Genomic DNA, 21934 nt, shown 5'->3' with positions numbered 1-21934 from the left:
GTTCCTAGCTCTCCAGGAACGCGACCAGCGCGTTGGCCAGCAGATACGGGTCGTCGGCGCCGCACAACTCCCGCGCGCTGTGCATGGAGAGGATCGCCACGCCGATGTCGACGGTGCGGATGCCGTGCCGGGCCGCCGTGATGGGGCCGATGGTGGTGCCGCACGGCATGGAGTTGTTGGAGACGAACGACTGGAACGGCACGCCGGCCTTCTCACAGGCGGCGGCGAACACCGCGCGGCCAGAACCGTCCGTGGCATAGCGGTTGTTGACGTTGACCTTGAGCAGGGGGCCGCCGTTGACACGCGGGTGGTGCGTGGGGTCGTGGCGCTCCGCGTAGTTGGGGTGCACCGCGTGACCGGTGTCGGAGGAGAGGCAGACGGTGCCTGCGAAGGCACGCGCCCGGTCCTCGTACGACCCGCCGCGCGCGAACACCGAACGCTCCAGCACCGATCCGAGCAGCGGACCGTCGGCCCCGGTGTCGGACTGCGAGCCGTTCTCCTCGTGGTCGAAGGCGGCGAGGACGGGGATGCAGGGCAGGTCGCGGGCGGAGGCGGCGGTGAGCGCCGCGACGGCCGCGTGCACCGACAGCAGGTTGTCCATGCGCGGGCCGGCCACCAGCTCCCGGTCGCGGCCGAGGTAGGCGGGCGCCTCCACGGAGTGGGTCATCAGGTCCCAGCCGGTGACCGAGCCGCCCGGAAGGCCGGCCTCCTGCTCCAGGAAGGAGATCAGGTCGCCCTCGCGGACGTCGTCGCCCAGGCCCCAGATCGGCTGCGAGTGCCGCTGCTTGTCGAGCTTGAGGCCCTCGGTGCCCACCGATCGGTCGAGGTGGATCGCGAGCTGCGGGACGCGCAGCAGCGGGCGGTCCACGTTCACCAGGCGGGTGCCGCCGTCGCGCAGGGTGAGCCGGCCGGCCAGGCCCAGGTCGCGGTCGAGCCAGGAGTTCAGCAGGGGGCCGCCGTAGATCTCCACCGCGACCTGGCGCCAGCCGTGGGCGCCCGCGTCGGGCAGCGGCTTCACGCGCAGGTTGGGGGAGTCGGTGTGCGCGCCGACGATGCGGAACGGTGTGTGGGGTGCGGCGCCCTCGGGCACGTACCAGGCGACGATGGCGCCGCCGCGCGTCACGTACTTGCCGCCGCTCGTCCCGTCCCAGGCGTCCGTCTCGTCGACCTGGCGGAAGCCGGCCTTCTCCAGCCGCTCGGCGGCGTTGGCCACGGCGTGGTACGGCGACGGGCTCGCCGCGAGGAAGGTCATCAGGTCGTCGGTGTGGCCGCGGTCGAAGGGTGTGGCGGCGGCGGCCGGGCGTGAGGGTTCGCTCATGGGTTCACCTTAACGACGGACGAGGGCCCGCTCCCGGTCCAGCGGGAGCAGGCCCTCGTGAGGACTGTGTGGAGGGGGAGCCCGCCGGCTGAGCGGTGTCCCCGGGGTGTTCGCCGGTTCCTAGAACGCGGCCTCGTCCAGCTCCATCAGATCCAGGTCGACGCCCTCGGCGACCTTGCGGGCGCAGGTGACGCCGGGCAGGACGTTGGCGGCGAAGAACTTCGCGGCGGCGATCTTGCCGGTGTAGAACGCCTTGTCCTTGGCGGAGGCCGTGGCCAGCTTCTCGGCGGCGATCGCGGCGCCCTTGAGCAGCAGGTAGCCGACGACGACGTCACCCGAGGCCATGAGCAGGCGGGTGGTGTTCAGGCCCACCTTGTAGATGTTCTTGGTGTCCTGCTCGGTGGCGGCGAGGTCGGTCAGCATCAGGCCGACGATCGCCTCCAGCTCCACGGCGGCCTTGGCCAGGTGCTCGCGGGCGCCGGCCAGCTCCTCGCCGCCGGTGCCGAGCGCCAGGAACTTCTTGATGTCCTCGGCGAGGGAGTTCAGCGCGGCACCCTGGTTGCGGACGATCTTCCGGAAGAAGAAGTCCTGGCCCTGGATCGCGGTGGTGCCCTCGTAGAGGGTGTCGATCTTGGAGTCCCGGATGTACTGCTCGATCGGGTACTCCTGGAGGAAGCCGGAGCCGCCGAAGGTCTGCAGCGACTGGGCGAGCTGCTCGTAACCCTTCTCGGAGCCGTAGCCCTTGACGATCGGCAGGAGCAGGTCGTTCAGCGCCTCCTCGGCCGAGGCGTCCTCGCCGTTGGCCTCCTTGATCTGGATGGCGTCCTGGATCGAGGCGGTGTAGAGGACGAGGGCGCGCATGCCCTCCGCGTACGCCTTCTGCGTGATCAGCGAGCGGCGCACGTCGGGGTGGTGGGTGATGGTGACCTTGGGCGCGGTCTTGTCCATGAAGTTGGCCAGGTCCGGGCCCTGGACGCGCTCCTTGGCGTACTCCAGCGCGTTGAGGTAGCCGGTGGAGAGCGTGGAGATCGCCTTCGTGCCGACCATCATGCGGGCGAACTCGATGATCCGGAACATCTGGCGGATGCCGTCGTGCTTGTCGCCGATCAGCCAGCCCTTGGCGGGGTGCTGGTCGCCGAAGGTCATCTCGCACGTGTTGGAGGCCTTCAGGCCCATCTTGTGCTCGACGTTGGTGGCGTAGACGCCGTTGCGCTCGCCCAGCTCGCCGGTCTCGAAGTCGAAGAGGTACTTCGGGACGAGGAAGAGGGACAGGCCCTTGGTGCCGGGGCCGGCGCCCTCGGGACGGGCGAGCACGTAGTGGAGGATGTTCTCCGACATGTCGTGCTCACCGGAGGTGATGAAGCGCTTCACGCCCTCGATGTGCCAGGAGCCGTCCTCCTGCTGCACGGCCTTGGTGCGGCCGGCGCCCACGTCCGAGCCGGCGTCCGGCTCGGTGAGGACCATGGTGGAGCCCCACTGCTTCTCGACGGCGACCTTGGCGATGTGCTTCTGGACCTCGTTGCCCTCCTCGAAGAGGATGCCGGCGAACGCGGGGCCCGAGGAGTACATCCACACGGCCGGGTTGGCGCCCAGGATCAGCTCGGCGTACGCCCAGATCAGGGAGCGCGGCGAGGTGGTGCCGCCGATCTCCTCGGGCAGACCGAGGCGCCAGTACTCGGAGTCCATGAACGCCTGGTAGCTGTTCTTGAAGGACGCCGGGACGGGCGCGGTGTTGGTCTCCGGGTCGAAGACCGGCGGGTTGCGGTCGGCGTCGGCGAAGGACGCGGCCAGCTCGTTCTCGGAGAGGCGGGTCAGCTCCTCCAGGACGCTCTTGGCGGTGTCGAGATCCATCTCCTCGAACGGGCCGGTGCCGTACACCTTGTCGCGCCCCAGTACTTCGAAGAGGTTGAACTCGATGTCGCGGAGATTCGACTTGTAGTGCCCCATGGTGACGGCTCCGTTGAGGATTCGGCGAGGCACTGGACTCCTCGCGCCTTTACACGTACCAGCAAGTAGCTACGATGATGCTACCCGTCGGTAATATCCCGCAACCCCGATCCGGGTATCTGTGACCCACCCCTCGCCATGGTGTCAGTACGCTTACGGTCATGTACGGCTACGACCAGAACGGCGCCCAGCAGCAGTACGCCCCGCCGCAGCAGCCGATGGCGGGCGGATACGGGCAGCAGCCGCCGCTGTACCCCGAGCCGTCGCCGCCGTCCCTCGCCGACGCCGTGCGCGCCTTCACCACCGGGCAGATGGCGCCGGAGGACTTCCAGCAGATCTTCGCCACGTCGAAGGTGTACTGCCCGCGCGGTGACACCCCGGGCTTCCTGGCGCTGCACAACACGCAGCAGCCGGTGATCCCGATGTTCACCTCGCTGAAGGAGCTGCGCCGCTACGCGGGCAAGGAGTCCAAGTACTTCGTGATCACCGGAGCCGAGGTGATCGACCTCCTGCCGACCGGCTACGGCTTCGTCCTGGACATGGAGGGCGAGCACCGCATGGTCTTCGACGCGAAGGCGGTCGAACAGATGGTCGATTTCGCGATGCGCCGGATGTACGGCGGCTGACGGTTCCCTCCGGGGGTCGGCGGGGAGTCGCGGCCGGCGTCTGTTTGCCTGCGGCGGCGGCTGGGAGCCGCGACCGGCGCCTGTCTCGGCCTGCCGGCGGTGCGGTACCGCCGTCGTACTCCCCTGCTGCGGTGCCCGGGGCGGCCGCCTGCGCCGCGAGGCGCGCGGGCCGGCACGGGTGCCGGTGAACCGGCCGTCGTGAGGGCGAAGCCGTCGGCGACGCGGTCGCGGTCGCCGCGTCTGCGGTGATGGCGGGGGCGGGGGTGGGGCGGCGTCCGTTCGGCCGGCTCGCGAGGGCCGCCGGGTGTGGCGCCGGGGGTGTGGAGGCGGGCGCGCCCGTGTCGGCTCGCTCGTCGGTGTCCGGAGCGGGCGGGGCCGTCGTGTGCCGCACCTTGATCACGCCGGGGCGCGGCCGCGCGGGGCGTAGGAGCGTAAGGGTCGGCCTACCGCGCTGCCGCCGCCGCTGCCGTCCCGTGGTCCGGCGGGTGGCCCTCGGCTGTCCTTGTCGTGTACGCCTTCGCCGGGCCGGAGTCGTCCCGCGGTGGCTGTCCGTCGGCCGGAGGGGGGCGGCGTTCGGGATGGCGGGCTGGGGGTGTGCCGTGACCGTGGGTCCCGGGGCGGCGGGAGTCCGTAGTCGGGAATGAGTTCCGGAGTTTTGTGGTTCCGAGTGGCAGGAAGTTCAACGCTCAACTAAAGTGGGCGTACCAAGGAGGTACCGACCATGCCTGCAGTGACCGTCGAGAACCCGCTGATGCTCCCCCGCGTGACCGCTCCCGCCGATGCCGTGGCGCGGCCCGTGCTCGCGGTCACCACCGCGCCGGCCGGATTCGAGGGCGAGGGCTTCCCGGTGCGCCGGGCGTTCGCCGGGATCAACTACCGCCACCTCGACCCGTTCATCATGATGGACCAGATGGGTGAGGTGGAGTACGCGCCGGGCGAGCCCAAGGGCACCCCCTGGCACCCCCACCGCGGCTTCGAGACCGTCACCTACATCATCGACGGGATCTTCGACCACCAGGACTCCCAGGGCGGTGGCGGCACCATCACCAACGGCGACACCCAGTGGATGACGGCCGGCTCCGGTCTGCTGCACATCGAGGCGCCGCCGGAGCACCTGGTCGTCTCGGGCGGCCTCTTCCACGGCCTGCAGCTGTGGGTGAACCTCCCGGCCAAGGACAAGATGATGGCGCCGCGCTACCAGGACATCCGCGCGGGCTCCGTCCAGCTGCTCACCTCGCCCGACGGCGGCGCGCTGCTGCGTGTCATCGCCGGTGAGCTGGACGGGCACGCCGGTCCCGGCATCACGCACACGCCGATCACCATGGTCCACGCCACGCTCGCGCCGGGCGCCGAGATCACCCTGCCCTGGCGGCAGGAGTTCAACGGCCTGGCGTACGTGCTGGCCGGACGCGGCAGCGTGGGCGCCGAGCGGCGCCCGATCCACATGGGGCAGACCGCCGTGTTCGGCGCCGGGTCCTCGCTGACCGTCCGCGCGGACGACAAGCAGGACGGGCACACGCCGGACCTGGAGGTCGTGCTGCTCGGCGGGCAGCCGATCCGCGAGCCCATGGCCCACTACGGCCCGTTCGTGATGAACACCAAGGACGAACTCATGCAGGCCTTCGAGGACTTCCAGAAGGGCCGCCTGGGCACCGTCCCGGCCGTGCACGGCATGACGGAGGAAGGTCCGCAGGGCTGACACCCCGTGAGCCCGGGCGGTGATGCCTGACGCCCCGTGAGCCAGGGGCTCGACGCCTGGCACCTCGGCTGTCTGACGCCCTGTCACCCGGGCGGGCCGTCCCGACGGGACAGCCCGCCCGGCGCGTGGTGCGCTGAAGGGGTGCAGCTGCTCCCCGACTCCGCCCGCCGTCTCGCCGCGTGGTGCGCGCTCGCCCTGCTCGTCGCGGGCGTCGGCTGGGTCGGCGTACGGCTGTGCTCGGAGCTGCGGACGGCCGTGACCCCGGTGCTGCTGGCGCTTCTCGGCACCGCGCTGCTCCGGCCGCTGCACCGGTGGCTGGTGAAGGCGCACGTCAACCGGTCGATGGCCGCCGGTCTCACCTGTGTCGCCGTCGTCGCCGTGGTCGGTGGCGCGGTGTACATCGTGGTGGCCGCGCTGATCGACACCGGCGACCAGATCGTCTCCTCCCTCAAGGACGCGGCCCGGGGCGTCGCCGACCACTTCGGGGCGGCCGGCACCTCGCTGGACGACCTCGCCTCCAACGGCCGCCGGCTGCTCGGCAAGTTCGGCGGGACCGCCGCGCACAACGTCATCAGCGGGGTCAGCGTGGTCGGCGAGTCCATCGCCATGGCCGTCCTCGCCCTGCTGCTCGTCTTCTTCTTCCTGCGCGACTCCGACAAGGCCGCCGGCATGGTGCGGGCACTGGCTCCGCGCGGCGGCGCCGACACCCTGGAGGCGGTGGCCCGGCGGGCCTACCGGGCCGTGGAGGGCTTCATGCGCGGCACCACCCTCATCGCCCTGATCGACGCCCTGTGCATCACCGTCGGCCTGCTGATCCTGCACGTGCCCGGCGCCGTGGGACTGGGCGCGCTGGTGTTCGTCGGGGCGTACATCCCGTATCTCGGCGCGTTCATCTCCGGTGCGGTCGCCGTGCTCGTCGCGCTCGCCGACCGCGGGTTCGTGATCGCGCTGTGGGCGCTCGGGGTGGTGCTCGCCGTGCAGGTGCTGGAGGGGCATGTGCTGCAACCGGCGATCCAGAGCCGGACCGTGCAGATGCATCCGGCGACCGTCATGCTCGCGATCACCGCGGGTGCGTCCGTGGCCGGCATCCTCGGCATGCTGCTCGCCGTACCGCTCACCGCGGCCGCCTTCGGCGTCGTACAGGAACTGAGGGAACGCGGCGGCGAACCCGCCGATGCGGCGTGAGGCCCGGGAGGCGCGGGTGCGGATGCGGGCGTGAGGCCCACGGGGGTGCGGGTGCGGATGCGGCCTGAGGTGCGTCGGCGCAGACTGATCGGGTGAGCGGAACGCGCACGAGACGGAACCGGGGCGCGGTCGGCGCCGGACGCGCGACCTCGCAGCCGCTGGCCCTCGCGGCCATGATGTGCGCCGTGGCGATGACCTTCATCGACCAGACGATCGTGTCGATCGCCGCCCCCGACATCGTCTCCGAACTCCATCTGACCAGCTCCGGCATGCAGTGGGTGGTCAACGCCTACCTGCTCGCCCTCGCGGCGTTCTTCGCGCTCGGCGGCCGCCTCGCCGACCTGTTCGGGCCGCGCCGCGTCGTCGTCGCCGGCTCCCTGGTCTTCGTCGTCTCCTCGGTGCTGTGCGGCTGTGTGCCCACCGGCGGTTCCCCGCTGACCTGGCTCGTGGTCTTCCGGGCCACCCAGGGCTTCGGCGCCGCGCTGCTGTTCCCGGCGGCGCTCGCGGTGGTCGTGGCGGTGTTCCCGGTGGAACGCAGGGGCCGCGCCCTCGCCCTCTTCTTCGGCCTCACCGGTGCCCTGACCGCCATCGGCCCGCTGCTGGGCGGCTGGCTGACGGACTGGACCTGGCGGGCGATCTTCTGGGTCAACGTGCCCGTCGCGATCGTGGCGCTCGCCCTCACCGCGCTCGCCCGTGTGCCCGCCCACCGCCGCGACGAGCCGCTCGACGTGCCCGGCGCGGTCCTGATCGCCGTCGGCATGGGCCTGAGCGTCCTCGGCTTCCAGCAGGCGGCGACCTGGGGCTGGGACTCCGCGGCGACCTGGGGCTGCATCGTGGGCGGCCTCGCCGTCCTCGGCGTCTTCTGCCGCTACGAGCTGGGCGTGCGGCACCCGCTGGTCAACCTCGCGGTGTTCCGCGACCGGGCGTTCACCGTCGACGTGCTGGTGCTGTTCTTCGCGATGCTGGCGTTCGTCCCGCTGTTCTTCTTCGCCTCGGTCTACGCCCAGATCTCGCTCAGCGCCTCCCCCAACCAGGCCGCGCTGTACCTGCTGTACTTCTTCGCCGGCTTCGCCCTCGCCTCCCAGTGGGGCGGGCGGATCCTGGACAAACGGGGGGCGCGCCCCGCGATGAAGGCGGGCTGTGTGGTCGGTGCGGTCGGGTTCGCGCTGTGGGCCGGGAAGCTGACCGACCTGTCCATGCACGACCAGTGGCCCTACGCCGCGCTCGCGGGCGCCGGCATCGGCTTCATCCTCGCGCCGGCCTCCACGGACGCCGTCAACCGCGCGATCGGCGCCTCGTACGGCGAGGTCACCGGCGTCACGCAGACCGTGCGCAACTTCGCCGCGAGCATCGGCCTGGCCGTGTACGGCACCCTGCTCACCCACGCGATGACCGACCACGTCACGGACACCCTGCGCGGGCGCGGGATGCCGGCGGACGCGGCGCGCTCGGCGGCCGGGGACGTGGCCGAGGCGGTCACCGGCAACCCGGACGCCACCAGTCCCACCGGCGGCGGCCCGCTCGCCTCGACCATGCGCGGCGCGATGTCCGCGATCCGGGGCGACTTCGCCGAGGCCAACCAGTGGGTCTTCTACGGCATGGCGATCGCCCTCGGCATCGGCTACCTCTGCGCCCTGCGCCATCCGGGCGGCCGCGTCGGCCCGGAGAGCGACCAGGACGACCAGGAACGGGGGCACCGCGAGACCGGCGCCGCCGGCACCGAGCAGCGGCCGTCCGGTCAGCGCGCCCCGTAGCCGCGTCCAGCCGGCCGCGTCCCGCTCCTCCAGGCCCCGACAGCCACGTCCGGCTCCGGGGTGGACGTCGGAGTGCGCCTAGCTCTCCAGGCCGCTCTCCAGGCCGTCGAGGTGCTCGTCGAGGCGGCCCTCGCCGTCCCGGCTCGTCTCACCCCGCTCGAAACCGTCCTCGCTCGTCTCGTCCGGCTCGAAGCCGTTTCCCGCCTTCTCGCCCCGCTCGAAGCCGTCCCCGTTCTTCTCGCCCAGCTCGCACCAGATGCTCTTGCCTTCGCCGCGCGGGGCCACGCCCCAGTCGTCGGCGAGCAGTTCCATCAGGACCAGGCCGCGCCCGGAGGAGGCCAGCTCGCCGGGCCGGCGGCGGTGGGGCAGGTCGTCGCTGGTGTCGGTGACCTCCACCCGGATGCGGCGCTCGCCCGGTGGGCCGCCGACCTCGGCGACGAGCAGCGCGTCGGCGTCGGTGTGCACGAGGACGTTGGTGAGCATCTCGGAGACCAGCAGGACGGCGGAGTCGACCTGGTCCGGGGAGGGCCAGTCGTGCAGCAGTTCGCGCAGCTGCTGCCGGGCCGTGGCGACCCGCTCGGGTTCGGCCTGCGCGACGGTCAGCACCGAGCGCCGCACCGGCGTCCGTGCGGCGGCGGAGCCGCCCTCGCCCGCCGTGTGCCGGCCGAGCAGCACCAGGGCTATGTCGTCCTCGCGGCGGTCGGTGAGCGGGCCGGTCGTGTGATGGGAGGAAGGGCCGTGGACCGCCTGGACCAGGGCGTCGGCGAGGGCGTCGAGGTTCCCTTCGTGGGTCTCCATGATCGTGCGGACCCGTGCCCAGCCGGAGTCCAGGTCGTGGCCGCCGGTCTCGATCAGGCCGTCGGTGCACAGCAGCAGCGTCTCGCCGGGCATCAGGGTGAGCCGGGTGGTCGGGTAGTCGCTGTCCGGGTCGATGCCGAGGGGCAGGCCGCCGGCCGTGGGCCGGTGCAGCACCGTTCCGTCGGGCATGCGGACCGCCGGGTCCAGATGCCCGGCCCGCGCGGAGAGCACGACCCCGGACGCCGGGTCGACCTCGACGTACAGGCAGGTCGCGAAGCGCAGCTCGCCGGGGTCGTCGGTGTGGGTGATGCCGTGGAAGAAGCGGGAGGCGCGGGAGAGGACCGCGTCGGGGCGGTGGCCCTCGGCGGCGTAGGCACGCAGGGCCGTGCGCAGCTGGCCCATCAGCCCGGCCGCCCGTACGTCGTGGCCCTGGACGTCGCCGATGACCAGGGCGAACCGGTTGCCCGGCAGGGGGATCATGTCGTACCAGTCGCCGCCGACCTGGAGTCCGCCGCCGGTCGGGACGTACCGGGCGGCGATGCTCATGCCGGGGATCTTCGGGCCCAGTACCGGCAGCATCGAGCGTTGCAGTCCGTCGGTCAGCTCCCGCTCGGTCTCGGCCGCGCCGGCCCGGGACAGGGCCTGGGCGAGCATCCGTGCCACCGTCGTCAGCACGGACCGCTCGTCGGGCGTGAAGGCGACCGGGTAGGTGAAGGCGGCCATCCAGGCGCCCATCGTGCGACCGGAGACCGTCAGCGGCAGGAAGGCCCACGACTGCCGGTTGAAGCGCTGGGCGAGTGGCCAGGTGAGCGGGTAGCGCGCCTTGTACTCCTCCGGCGAGGACAGGTAGACCGCGCGGCCGGTGCGCACCACCTCGGCGGCCGGATAGTCCGTGCTCAGCGCCATCTGGGCGAAGGGGCCCTCGTCGCCCTGCTGCTGCCCGTGGTGGCCGATGATGGTCAGCCGGTCGGCCTCGGCGCCGAACACCGCGAGCCCGTCCGGCGAGAACCCCGGCATCGACAGGCCCGCGGCCACCCGCAGCACCTCGGCCGTGGAGCGGGCCTCGGCCAGCGCGCGGCCCGCGTCCAGCAGGAACGCCTCCCGGGAGCGCCGCCAGTCGCCGGTCACCGCGCTGCGGCCCGCCGGAGTGCCCGGCGCGGGCTCGGTGACCTCCTGGAGGGTGCCGATCAGTTCGTACGCCTTCTTCTCCCGGTCGAAGGCCGGCTTGGAGCGCGAGCGCACCACGCGCAGGACGCGGCCCGTCTCGTCCATGATCCGGATGCGCACCTCGGCGAGGGTGCCCTCGGCGACCGCCAGCTGGATGACGCCGGTGATCTCGTTCCAGTCGACGGGGTGCAGCCGGGCGCGAACCTGGGCCTCGGTGAGCACGGCCGGTTCGGCGGGCAGCCCGAGCAGCCGCGCCGCCTCCGCGTCCACGGTGACCTGCCCGGCTGCGGTGTCCCAGTGCCACAGGCCGGTCGCGAGGGCGGCGAGGACCTCCTCCACGTCGGGCAGGGGCTCACCAGTACGCATTGCCCCACTTTAAGAAGATCTGTTCGCATCATGCCACCGAAGCAGGTGGGCGCAGCGGGCCGGCGGCTCCGCACGGCGGCCCGCGTGGCCGGCACGGCGGCCTGCACGACGGCCTGTGCGGCAGCCTGTGAGGCTGCCCGGGCGGTAAGGGTGGGGAGGCGATCGCGGGGCGGCCGGTACCCTTGAAAAGTCCGGGCACCGGGCCCCGGAGATACCCGATCCGCGAAGACTGGATGAACGACGATGCATCGGTACAGGTCCCACACCTGCGGCGAGCTCCGCGCCTCTGACGTCGGCACCGACGTCCGGCTGAGTGGCTGGCTGCACAATCGGCGCGACCTGGGCGGCATCCTCTTCATCGATCTGCGCGACCACTACGGCATCACGCAGCTGGTCGCCCGCCCCGGCACGCCCGCGTACGAGGCGCTGGACTCCATCTCCAAGGAGTCCACGGTCCGTGTCGACGGCCGCGTTGTTTCACGTGGAACCGAGAACGTGAACCCCGAGCTGCCCACCGGTGAGATCGAGGTGGAGGTCGCCGAGGTCGAGCTGCTCGGCGCGGCGCAGCCGCTGCCCTTCACGATCAACGCCGAGGACGGCGTCAACGAGGAGCGGCGCCTGGAGTACCGCTTCCTCGACCTGCGCCGCGAGCGCATGCACAAGAACATCATGCTGCGCACGGCCGTGATCTCCGCGATCCGCCACAAGATGACGGCGCTGGGCTTCAACGAGATGGCGACGCCGATCCTGTCCGCGACCTCCCCCGAGGGCGCCCGTGACTTCGTCGTGCCTTCCCGCCTGAACCCGGGCAAGTTCTACGCCCTGCCGCAGGCGCCGCAGCAGTTCAAGCAGCTGCTGATGATCTCCGGCTTCGACCGCTACTTCCAGATCGCGCCCTGCTTCCGCGACGAGGACGCGCGCGCCGACCGCTCGCCCGGCGAGTTCTACCAGCTCGACATCGAGATGTCCTTCGTCGAGCAGGAGGACGTCTTCCAGCCCGTCGAGAAGCTGATGACCGAGCTGTTCGAGGAGTTCGGCGGCGGCCGTCATGTCACATCGCCGTTCCCCCGCATCCCCTTCCGCGAGGCGATGCTGAAGTACGGCTCGGACAAGCCCGACCTGCGCGCCAAGCTGGAGCTGGTCGACCTCACGGACGTCTTCGAGAACAGCGAGTTCAAGGCGTTCGCCGGCAAGCACGTGCGCGCGCTGCCCGTACCGGCGGTCCAGGACCAGCCGCGCAAGTTCTTCGACCAGCTCGGCGACTTCGCGGTGTCGCAGGGCGCCAAGGGCCTGGCCTGGGTCCGCGTCGGCGAGGACGGCCAGCTGTCCGGCCCGATCGCGAAGTTCCTCACCGAGGAGAACGTCAAGGTCCTCACCGAGCGTCTCGGCCTGGAGGCCGGCCACGCCGTCTTCTTCGGCGCGGGCGAGTTCGACGAGGTCTCAAAGATCATGGGCGCGGTACGCGTCGAGGCCGCCAAGCGCGCCGGCCAGTTCGAGGAGAACGTCTTCCGCTTCTGCTGGATCGTCGACTTCCCGATGTACGAGAAGGACGAGGACACGGGCGCGATCGACTTCTCGCACAACCCGTTCTCCATGCCGCAGGGCGGCCTGGAGGCCCTTGAGACCCAGGACCCGCTGGACATCCTGGGCTGGCAGTACGACATCGTCTGCAACGGCGTCGAGCTGTCCTCCGGCGCGATCCGCAACCACGAGCCGGAGATCATGCTCAAGGCGTTCGAGATCGCGGGCTACGACCGCGAGACCGTCGAGGAGAAGTTCGCCGGCATGCTCCGCGCGTTCCGCTTCGGCGCCCCGCCGCACGGCGGCATCGCCCCCGGCGTGGACCGCATCGTCATGCTGCTCGCGGACGAGCCGAACATCCGCGAGACCATCGCCTTCCCGCTCAACGGCAACGCCCAGGACCTGATGATGGGCGCGCCGACCGAGCTGGAGGCGGCCCGCCTGAAGGAGCTGCACCTGTCGGTGGTCAAGCCGCAGCCGAAGTAGTCGGCCACGCACGCGAAGGCGCCCGGGACCTCGTCGGCCCCGGGCGCCTTCGGTGTCACCAGGCAGGTGTCACCAGGGAGGTGTCACCGGGCGGGTGTCACCAGGAAGGTGTCACCGGGCGGGTGTCACTTGGCGACGAACTGCGTCAGGATCGCCTGGACCTCGTAGATGTCGACGCCCTTGGTGAACGTCTTCTCGATCGGGGCGGCCGTGCCGGACACCCAGATCTTCAGCTCGGCGTCCAGGTCGAAGGTGCCGGCGGTCTCCACCGCGAAGTGCGTGATGCTGCGGTAGGGGACGGAGTGGTACTCCACCTTCTTGCCGGTGATGCCCTGCTTGTCGATCAGGATCAGCCGCCGGTCGGTGAACAGGATGGTGTCGCGGATCAGCAGATACGCGGCGTGCACCTGCTCGCCCTGGCCGAGCAGCCGGGCGTACTCCTGCTGCGCCTCGCCCGAGTCGATGGTGTGCGCGTTGCCGAACAGTGCCATGTGGTTCCCCCCCGGATGAACGTGACAGCGATCTTGCGCAATCTACCCGTCCGGGTCGCCGGCGTCATCGGGTGAGGCACCGTCCTCCAGGAGGCGTTCGGCGATGTCGTCGGACCACTGCTGGGCCCAGGCGCGCAGCGCGGCGATCTCCTCCGCCGGCAGGCCGTACGCCGTGAAGGCGCTGTCCGGGTACCAGTCGGTGCCGGTGAGACGGGACTGGAGGGTGGGCAGGTCGAAGGGGTCGTGGGCATGGCGGCGGCCCAGCTCCTCCAGGTCGGGGAAGCCGAAGCGGGCTGCGGCGGCCCGCGCGTCGATCAGGTCCACGGCGGCGCCCCGGTCGTACAGGGCCCGGATCTTGGTGCCGACCGCGTCCTCCAGGGACAGCGCGGGACCGGCCTCGCTGAGCACCGGCGGATGCCAGAACGCCTCTTTGTGCAGGGCCAGGGCACATTCCTCGCCCGTCGGCGGATCGGTGACGGTGAGCTGCGCCGTCAGCGGGGTCACGGAGACGGTACGCACCTGACGGCCGCGCGCCTCCAGGGCGGTGCGGACGTCACCCGCGATCCGGTCCATCGGGTCGGGGCTCTGCGTCGCGAGGTCGACGTCGGCGTGCGGGCGGGTCAGCAGACCGTGCGCCTGAAGGGCGTATCCGCCGGCCAGGACCAGCCCGTGCGGGGTGCCGGCGGTGACGACATCCTCGAGGAGACGGTGGTGGGGCGCGGAGAGGTTCACGAAAGCCCCATGCTGTCAGACACCGGGCCGGGGCGGTGCCGGGCGCGCCGATGCGGACAGCGGACCGCCCCCGGGAGCGGGGCTCCTCGGGGGCGGTCCGTGCGTCCTACGGCGTCACGCGGTGGGCTTCTCCTCCAGGCGCGGGAAGAGGACCGCGCCCTTGGTGACCGTGGCGCCGGCGGGCAGGCGGCCCCAGTCGGCGGCCTCCTGCACCCGCTGCTCGGCCAGCGCGCCCAGGACGGGCTCCGCGCCCAGCGAGTCCCACAGCTTCTGCGAGGTCTCCGGCATGACCGGGTTCAGCAGCACCGCCACCGCGCGCAGCGCCTCGGCGGCCGTGTAGAGGATCGTCGCCAGCCGGGCCCGGCCCTCCGGAGAGTCGTCCTTGGCGACCTTCCAGGGCTCCTGCTCGGTGATGTAGCCGTTGACCTGCTTGACGAAGTCGAAGACCGCCAGGATGCCGCCCTGGAAGTCCAGCTCCTCGCCGATGCGGCGGTCCGCCTCGGCGACCGCCTTGGCCAGCCCGTCGTGGATCGCCTTCTCGGCGTCCCCGTCGGCCGTGGCCTCGGGCAGCGTGCCGCCGAAGTACTTGCCGACCATGGCCGCCACCCGGGAGGCGAGGTTGCCGTAGTCGTTGGCCAGCTCGGAGGTGTACCGGGCGGAGAAGTCCTCCCAGGAGAAGGAGCCGTCCTGGCCGAACGCGATCGCGCGCAGGAAGTACCAGCGGTAGGCGTCCACGCCGAAGTGCGAGGTGAGGTCCTGCGGCTTGATGCCGGTCAGGTTCGACTTCGACATCTTCTCGCCGCCGACCATCAGCCAGCCGTTCGCGGCGATCTTCTTCGGCAGCGGCAGGCCCTGCGCCATCAGCATGGCGGGCCAGATCACCGCGTGGAAGCGGAGGATGTCCTTGCCGACGAGGTGCACGTCGGCCGGGAAGGTCGCCTCGAACTTCTCCGGGTTCTCGTTGTAGCCGACCGCCGTGGCGTAGTTCAGCAGCGCGTCGACCCAGACGTAGATGACGTGCTTGGCGTCCCAGGGGATCGGGATGCCCCAGTCGAACGTCGAGCGGGAGATCGACAGGTCCTGCAGGCCCTGGCGGACGAAGTTCAGCACCTCGTTGCGCGCGGACTCGGGCTGGATGAAGTCGGGGTTCGCCTCGTAGTGGGCGAGGAGCTTGTCGGTGTACTCGCTCAGCTTGAAGAAGTAGTTCTCCTCGCTGAGGATCTCCACCGGCTTCTTGTGGATCGGGCAGAGCTTCTGACCCGCGTACTCGCCCTCGCCGTCGAGCAGCTCGCCGGGGAGCTTGTACTCCTCGCAGCCCACGCAGTACGGGCCCTCGTAGCCGCCCTTGTAGATCTCGTCCTTGTCGTACAGGTCCTGCACGAACTCCTGGACGCGGTCGGTGTGCCGCTTCTGCGTGGTGCGGATGAAGTCGTCGTTCGCGATCTCCAGGTGCTCCCAGAGAGGCTTCCAGGCCTCGGTGACGAGCTTGTCGCACCATTCCTGGGGGGTGACGCCGTTGGCGTCGGCCGTGCGCATGATCTTCTGACCGTGCTCGTCCGTGCCGGTGAGGTACCACACCTTCTCGCCGCGCTGACGGTGCCAGCGCGTGAGCACGTCCCCTGCAACGGTCGTGTAGGCGTGGCCCAGGTGAGGAGCGTCGTTGACGTAGTAGATGGGCGTGGAGACGTAGTACGCCTTCCCCGCCTGCTTCTCGGATCCAGTGGCCGCCATGGTCGAAATCCTACTGGGCGCGTGAAGATCGACTCACACGCGTTTCGGGGGGTGGACGGCCGTGGTCCGGCGTCCACCCCCCCGTGTGCGGGGTCCCTGCGGCGGGCTTACGGCCGCCAGGCCGCCAGTACGCCTTCGTAGAGCTCCTTGTCGGTGAGCTCGCGGGGGGCGGGGCCGGCGTGGAAGAAGGACGTGTTGTCCGTCTTCAGCTTGCGGAGGTAGTCGAACGCCTTGTTGTCGTGCTCACCGAAGGCGACGAAGGAGAAGAAGAGGGCGGGGTGGTTCTGCGCCGCGTCCGTGAGGGACTGGGTCGCGGGGGTCTTCGCGTCCGGGGCGCCGTCGGTCTGGAAGACGACGAGGGCGGGGGCGGTGGGGTCCTGCGACTTCTGGTGCAGGTCGATCACCTGCTGGACAGCGGCGTGGTAGCTGGTGCGGCCCATGCGGCCGAGGCCGGCGTGCAGCTCGTCGATCTTGTTCTCGTGGTCGGTGAGGGTGAGCTCGCCGGTGCCGTCCACCTCCGTGGAGAAGAGGACGACCGGGACCGTGGCCTCGGGGTCGAGGTGCGCGGCGAGGGCGAGGGTCTGCTCGGCGAGGGCCTGGGCGGACCCGTCCTTGTAGTACGGGCGCATGCTCGCGGAGCGGTCGAGGACGAGGTAGACCTTGGCGCGGGCGCCGGTGAGGTTCTGCTTCTTGAGGGCGGCGGTGGCGGCCTTGTAGGCGGTGGCCAGGGCGGGGGCGGTGGCCTTGAGGCGGGTGAGCGGGATGCCCGGGGTGTCGGCCGGCTGCTCGGCCTCGGCCTCGGCCTCGGCTTCGCCTTCGGCCGTGTCGTTCCCACCCGCACCACCCGTGCGGGATTCGTTGTCGGGTGCGGGTGGCCCCTGCGGGGCGTCCGCGCCGTCGGCGGCCGCGGGCTCCGGGGCGGCAGCCGGCTCCGCCGGCTCGTCCTCGGACGCCGTCGCCTCGGGGGTGGCCGGGGCGGACTGATCCTCCGCGGCCTCGGGCTGCGCCTGGTCGGTGCTCGCTTCCGGGGCGGCGGCCTCGGGCTGCGCCTCCGCGGCCACCTCTACGGACGCCGGCGCCACGGCAGTCGGCTCCGCCTCTGCCTCCGGCTCCGGCTTCGCCGCCTCTTCTGCCTCCGGCTCGGGCTTGGTCGCCTCTGCCTCCGGCTTCGCCGACTCCGGCTCTGCGTCCTGCGTGGGCTCCGGGGCTGTGGCTGTGGCTGTGGCCTGGGGCTTCTCCTCGGTCGCCTCTGCCTCCGGCTGCGCCGTGCCCGCCTCGGGCTTGGTCGCCTCGGCCTCGGCCTCGGGCTCCGGCTCCTGTTCCGCCGTCGCCGTCTCCGGCTCTCCCGCCTCCGGCTCTCCCGCCTCCGGCTCTCCCGCCTCCGGCTCTCCCGCCTCCGGCTCTCCCGCCTCCGGCTTCGCAGTCTGCGACTCCGCCGCCTCCGGCTGCGCCGTGGCCACCTCAGGCTCCGCCGACTCCGCCTCCGGCTGCGCCGTGGCCACCTCAGGCTCCGCCGACTCCGCCTCCGGCTTCGCCGACTCCGCTTCCGGCTCCGCCGGCTCCGGCTTCTCCTGCGTCTGGGCGGTCGGGGCCGGCTCGGGGGGCTCCGGGGTGGATGCGTTCGGGTCGGTCGGGCGGGACGGGTTGGGGACCGTGACGTGGTCGAAGGCTGCTGCCACCAGGTCGTGGGTATCGCGGAGTTCCGGGCGGGGTTCCGGGATGCGGGGAGCGGCGTCCGGGGTCGCCGGTGCCGTGGGCGTCGGCGGCTGTGCGGGCACCGCCGCCGGGGTCGCCTCGGCCGCGGTCGGCTCCACCGGCTCCGACGGCTTCTCCGCCGCCGTCACCTGGTGCTCCGCCGTCGGTTCCGCACTCTCTGCCTCGGCCGTGCGTCCCTTGCGTGATCGGCCGAACGCGTTCCGCAGGAGAGTGAGAATGCCCATGTGCGCAACCCTTCGCGTGAGTTGATGCCCGTAGATCCCTGGCCAGGACGGACACGTAAGGTTAGCGGCCCCGAGTGGTGATCTTGGGGAGGGGTGAGCAGGGCGGAAACGCCGGTGTCAACACCCCGAAGGCCCCGGCGGGTTCACCCTCCGTTCATCCGGTCGCAGTGCTTCCGCATGCGCACGCCCCTACCGTCACGATCACACCAAGGGCACGCAAGGGGAGAGTAAAGTGCGCAAGCTGCTGCCGCTCATAGGGACACCGTCCGCTGTGCATCCGGGTGGGCGCTCCGCCCTGACCTGCCGGTTCCGGTGCGGTGACGCCTGCTTCCACGAGGTGCCCAACACCAGCGCCAACGCCTACGTCGGTGACGTCATCGCCGGCGCCCTCAGCCGCCGCAGCGCGCTGCGGGCCGCCGCCGTCGTCACCGTGGCCGCCGCGGCCGGGAGCGTCACCGTCGCCGGCGCCCCACCGGCCGCCGCCGCCACCGCGGGGTCGGAGCGCCACGGCCGCGCCGCCCGCGGGCTGCGGTTCACGCCGGTCGCGCCCAACACCGCCGACCAGGTCACCGTCCCCGAGGGCTACCGCCAGAACGTGGTGATCCGCTGGGGCGAGCCCATCCTGCGCGGGGCGCCCGCCTTCGACCCGGAACGGCAGACCGCGGCCGCGCAGGCCGGGCAGTTCGGGTACAACAACGACTTCCTCGCCCTGCTGCCGCTGCCCGGTGAGCGGCACCGGCAGCTCCTCGTCGCCAACCACGAGTACACCGACGAGGTGCTCATGTTCCGCGGCTACGACCCCGAGAACCCGACCCGGCAGCAGGCCGAGGTCGCGTGGGCGGCTCACGGGCTGTCCGCCGTCGTGGTGGAGGAGGACCACCGCAGCGGCAGGCTGACCGCCGTCCCGCGGCATCACCTCAACCGGCGCGTCACCGCCACCACCCCCTTCCGGCTCACCGGACCGGCCGCGGGCTCCGACCTGCTGAAGACCTCCGCCGACCCCACCGGCCGCAGGGTCCTCGGCACGCTCAACAACTGCTCCGGCGGCACCACGCCGTGGGGGACCACCCTGCACGGCGAGGAGAACTTCAACCAGTACTTCGCCCACGGCAGCCGCGCCACCGACAAGCGGTACGGCATCGGCACCGGCGCCACCGAGCGCAAGTGGGAACGCTTCGACCGGCGCTTCGACCTCGCGCAGGAGCCCAACGAGGTGCACCGGTTCGGGTACGTGGTCGAGTTCGATCCGTACGACCCCTCCTCCACGCCGCGCAAGCACACCGCGCTCGGGCGGTTCAAGCACGAGGCCGCGACCGTGCGGCTCACCGAGGACGGGCGGCCCGTCGTGTACTCCGGCGACGACGAGCGGTTCGACTACTTCTACAAGTTCGTCGGAGCCAAGCGGATGCGCCACGGCAGCTCCCGGGCCGTGCGCGAGCACAATCTGTCGCTGCTCGACGAGGGCACGCTGTACGTCGCCCGGCTGACCGGCGACTCACCGGCCGCCGAGTTCGACGGCAGCGGCACGCTCCCCTCGGACGGGGAGTTCGACGGCGGCGGCCAGTGGATCCCCCTGGCCACCGCCACCGCCGACGGTGCCGTCTCGCACGTGGAGGGGATGAGTGCCGAGGAGGTGTTCGTCTTCACCCGGCTCGCCGGTGACAAGGTGGGCGCGACGAAGATGGACCGCCCCGAGGACATCCAGCCCTCCCCGCACACCGGCAAGGTGTACGTCGTCCTGACCAACAACTCCAACCGGGGGAAGAGCGGTTACGCCCCGGCCGACGAGGCCAACCCGCGCAACGGCAACAAGCACGGGCACATCCTGGAGCTGACCGAGCGGCACGGCCGGGCCGACGCCACCGCCTTCGCCTGGTCGCTGTTCCTCGTCGCCGGTGACCCGGGCGACGCGTCCACCTACTTCGCCGGGTTCCCCAAGGACCGGGTCAGCCCCATCTCCTGCCCGGACAACGTGGCCTTCGATCCGCACGGCAACCTGTGGATCTCCACCGACGGCAACCAGCTCGGCTCGCACGACGGCCTGTTCGGCGTGGCGACACGGGGCGAGCGGCGCGGTGAGCTGAAGCAGTTCCTGACCGTGCCGACCGGCGCCGAGACCTGCGGTCCGCTCGTGCAGGACCGGCGGGTGCTGGTCGCCGTACAGCATCCCGGTGAGGTCGACGGGGCGTCGGTGGAGAAGCCGGCCAGCGTCTGGCCCGACGGCCCGGGGAAGATCGTCCGACCGGCGGTCGTGGCGGTGTGGCGGGCCGACGGCGAGGACATCGGCGTCTGACCCGCACCCGCCCGGCAGCCCCCGCCGGTCCTCACGCCTGCGAGAACGCGAGCGCGGCGGCGGTGCCTTCCAGCCACTCCCGGTACGCCGGGGACTGGCGCGCCGCCTCCCAGTACGCCTCCCGCAGCGCCGGGCACACGCCGTCCAGTTCCGTCTCCGTCCGGGCCGCGAGCAGCAGCCGTACGCCGAGCGGGTCGCCCCGCAGCCGGCGTACGGCCGACTCGGGGCGGGACAGGGACGTGGGCTGGCAGACGGTGACGACCTCGCCGGTGGCGACCAGGGAGGCGGCCGTGTGGTAGTCGCCGTGCAGGACACGGGGGCTCAGCCCGGCGAGGCGCAGCATGCGGTGGACGGCGTCCGACTCGCCGTCCACGGTGGGGTCGACCATCCAGCGGTCCCCGGCGAGGTCGGCGAGGTCGACGACCGGTTTGGCGGCGGCCGGGTGGTCGGCCGGCAGCGACACGAACTGCGGTTCGCGTTCGACCAGGACGCGGGTGCGCAGCCCCTCGGGGACGCGCAGCGGGCAGCCCTCGACCTCGTGCACGAACGCCACGTCGAGCTGGCCGTCGGCGACCATGCGCAGCAGGGCGTTCGGGGAGACGTCCATGTGCAGGCTGGGTTCCTGACAGCGTTGCCGCAGCCGGCGCAGCCAGCCGGGCAGGGCGCGGCTGGCGGTGGAACCGATGCGCAGATGGGGACCGCCCGCGGCGGCGGCGCGGGCCTCGGCGACCAGCGAGCGCAGGTCGGCGACCAGGGGCCGGGCCCGGCTGAGCACCAGCCGGCCGAGCGGGGTGGGGCGGCAGCCGGTGCGGGTGCGCAGGAACAGCGCGCCGCCCAGCCCCTGTTCGATCCGGCGCAGCTGGCCGCTCAACGAGGGCTGAGAGACGCCGAGTTGACGGGCTGCCCGGTGCAGGCTGCCGGTGTCCGCGATGGCGCACAGCGCGCGGAGGTGCCTCACCTCGAGCTCCATGCCCCCGGAGAGTAAAGCGGAAGCCAGGGTTTCACCAGGGGTTCAACTACCGGCGTAAAAGGGCTGGTTGGGCGGGGATAGGGCCGGGCTATCGCCGGTTGGCATCATCACAGGCGCCGCGGCGGCGCCGACACTCACGGATGGCAAGTGACTCGACCCCCACCCCAGGAGTCATCGATGCGTATGCGTATGCCCCTGTCCGCCGTCACGGCGGCCACCGCGATCGCCTTCGGCCTGGCCGCGCCCGGCCTGGCCGCGGCCTCCCCGGCGCCGGCCCCGCAGCAGTACCAGGGCTACACCGGTTCGGCGGCCGAGGCCAGGGCGAACCAGGCCTTCTTCGAGGCGGTGGTCAGGTCGGTCGCCGCCAAGCGGGCCGCGAACCCGAGCAGCACCGCCGCCGTCACCGTGGTCTACGACCCCTCCGGCGCGCCGTCGTTCAGAACGCAGATATCCCGCGCCGCCCAGATATGGAACAGCTCGGTGGCCAACGTCAGGCTCGCCGCCGGCTCGAACGCCGACTTCGCGTACTACGAGGGCAACGACTCCCGTGGCTCGTACGCCTCCACGGACGGCCACGGCAGCGGCTACGTCTTCCTCGACTACCGGCAGAACCAGCAGTACGACTCCACGCGGGTGACCGCGCACGAGACCGGGCACGTCCTCGGACTGCCGGACCACTACTCCGGCCCGTGCAGCGAGCTGATGTCGGGCGGCGGCCCCGGCCCGTCCTGCACGAACCCCTACCCGAACGCGACCGAGCGCTCCCGCGTCAACCAGCTGTGGGCGTACGGCTTCGCCGCCGCCCTGGACAAGGCCCTGCACAAGGTCCGCTAGCCCCCCTGCCGCTCCCCACACCCCCACCGGGACGCGGGTCGCCCTCCTGCACAGGGCGGCCCGCGTCGCCGTTGTC

General features: G+C 71.8%; 15 protein-coding genes. 7 read left to right on the top strand and 8 right to left on the bottom strand.

The features are described from left to right. Window positions 1–4: 4 nt before the first annotated feature. Together AB0E88_RS15550 and AB0E88_RS15545 are read right to left on the bottom strand one after the other, a co-directional pair. On the bottom strand, window positions 5–1318 hold the full coding sequence (locus AB0E88_RS15550) for a M18 family aminopeptidase (protein ID WP_361630006.1): 1314 nt from the start codon (window positions 1316–1318) through the stop codon (window positions 5–7). A gap of 120 nt (window positions 1319–1438) precedes the next feature. Further along, window positions 1439–3265, bottom strand: a complete 1827-nt coding sequence (locus AB0E88_RS15545) for an acyl-CoA dehydrogenase (RefSeq protein ID WP_361630432.1) — start codon at window positions 3263–3265, stop codon at window positions 1439–1441. 161 nt (window positions 3266–3426) lie between these two features. Here AB0E88_RS15545 and AB0E88_RS15540 point away from each other — a divergent pair, with 161 nt between their 5' ends. The 4 genes from AB0E88_RS15540 to AB0E88_RS15525 all read left to right on the top strand — a co-directional run bounded on the left by AB0E88_RS15540 (window position 3427) and on the right by AB0E88_RS15525 (window position 8529). Beyond that, on the top strand, window positions 3427–3891 hold the full coding sequence (locus AB0E88_RS15540) for an SseB family protein (protein WP_361630003.1): 465 nt from the start codon (window positions 3427–3429) through the stop codon (window positions 3889–3891). A 721-nt stretch (window positions 3892–4612) separates the two neighbouring features. Continuing rightward, window positions 4613–5590 (top strand): pirin family protein, encoded by a 978-nt coding sequence (locus AB0E88_RS15535; protein WP_361630000.1) that lies wholly within the window; start codon window positions 4613–4615, stop codon window positions 5588–5590. 141 nt (window positions 5591–5731) lie between these two features. Next, the gene (locus AB0E88_RS15530) at window positions 5732–6775 is read left to right on the top strand and encodes an AI-2E family transporter (RefSeq protein WP_361629997.1); all 1044 of its coding nucleotides are present in this window, start codon (window positions 5732–5734) and stop codon (window positions 6773–6775) included. 173 nt (window positions 6776–6948) lie between these two features. Beyond that, on the top strand, window positions 6949–8529 hold the full coding sequence (locus AB0E88_RS15525) for an MFS transporter (protein ID WP_361630429.1): 1581 nt from the start codon (window positions 6949–6951) through the stop codon (window positions 8527–8529). Between the two features lie 78 nt (window positions 8530–8607). On the opposite strand, the gene AB0E88_RS15520 is transcribed toward AB0E88_RS15525, so the two are convergent. After that, window positions 8608–10860: a SpoIIE family protein phosphatase gene (locus tag AB0E88_RS15520; RefSeq protein WP_361629994.1), complete on the bottom strand. Its 2253-nt coding sequence runs from the start codon at window positions 10858–10860 to the stop codon at window positions 8608–8610. Between the two features lie 243 nt (window positions 10861–11103). Here AB0E88_RS15520 and aspS point away from each other — a divergent pair, with 243 nt between their 5' ends. Next, complete coding sequence (gene aspS, locus AB0E88_RS15515; protein WP_361629991.1) at window positions 11104–12867, top strand: aspartate--tRNA ligase; 1764 nt, start codon at window positions 11104–11106, stop codon at window positions 12865–12867. A gap of 125 nt (window positions 12868–12992) precedes the next feature. On the opposite strand, the gene AB0E88_RS15510 is transcribed toward aspS, so the two are convergent. From AB0E88_RS15510 to AB0E88_RS15495, 4 genes are all read right to left on the bottom strand, one after another. Further along, on the bottom strand, window positions 12993–13358 hold the full coding sequence (locus AB0E88_RS15510) for a PH domain-containing protein (RefSeq protein WP_361629988.1): 366 nt from the start codon (window positions 13356–13358) through the stop codon (window positions 12993–12995). A 42-nt stretch (window positions 13359–13400) separates the two neighbouring features. Continuing rightward, window positions 13401–14090, bottom strand: a complete 690-nt coding sequence (locus AB0E88_RS15505) for a hypothetical protein (protein ID WP_361629985.1) — start codon at window positions 14088–14090, stop codon at window positions 13401–13403. Window positions 14091–14204: 114 nt separating this feature from the next. Next, window positions 14205–15821, bottom strand: a complete 1617-nt coding sequence (gene metG, locus AB0E88_RS15500; protein WP_361629982.1) for a methionine--tRNA ligase — start codon at window positions 15819–15821, stop codon at window positions 14205–14207. Window positions 15822–15928: 107 nt separating this feature from the next. Beyond that, complete coding sequence (locus AB0E88_RS15495; protein WP_361629979.1) at window positions 15929–17761, bottom strand: VWA domain-containing protein; 1833 nt, start codon at window positions 17759–17761, stop codon at window positions 15929–15931. Between the two features lie 232 nt (window positions 17762–17993). Between AB0E88_RS15495 and AB0E88_RS15490 the strand changes: the two genes are divergently transcribed. Further along, window positions 17994–20054 carry a PhoX family protein gene (locus AB0E88_RS15490; RefSeq protein WP_361629976.1) on the top strand — a complete coding sequence of 687 codons (2061 nt, stop codon included), beginning with the start codon at window positions 17994–17996 and terminating at the stop codon, window positions 20052–20054. Between the two features lie 31 nt (window positions 20055–20085). Here AB0E88_RS15490 and AB0E88_RS15485 read toward each other — a convergent pair whose 3' ends face one another. Further along, entirely contained in the window at window positions 20086–21024 is a 939-nt protein-coding gene (locus tag AB0E88_RS15485; protein WP_361629973.1) for a LysR family transcriptional regulator, read from the bottom strand. Window positions 21025–21201: 177 nt separating this feature from the next. On the opposite strand from AB0E88_RS15485, the gene snpA reads away from it, so the two are divergent. After that, entirely contained in the window at window positions 21202–21858 is a 657-nt protein-coding gene (gene snpA, locus AB0E88_RS15480; RefSeq protein ID WP_361629970.1) for a snapalysin, read from the top strand. The last annotated feature ends 76 nt before the right edge of the window (window positions 21859–21934 follow it).

It is taken from the genome of Streptomyces sp. NPDC028635, from assembly GCF_040637635.1.
Lineage (GTDB): Bacteria > Actinomycetota > Actinomycetes > Streptomycetales > Streptomycetaceae > Streptomyces.
Note: the sequence above shows the minus strand (reverse complement) of the source record. Positions and strands in the feature narration are given on the sequence as shown.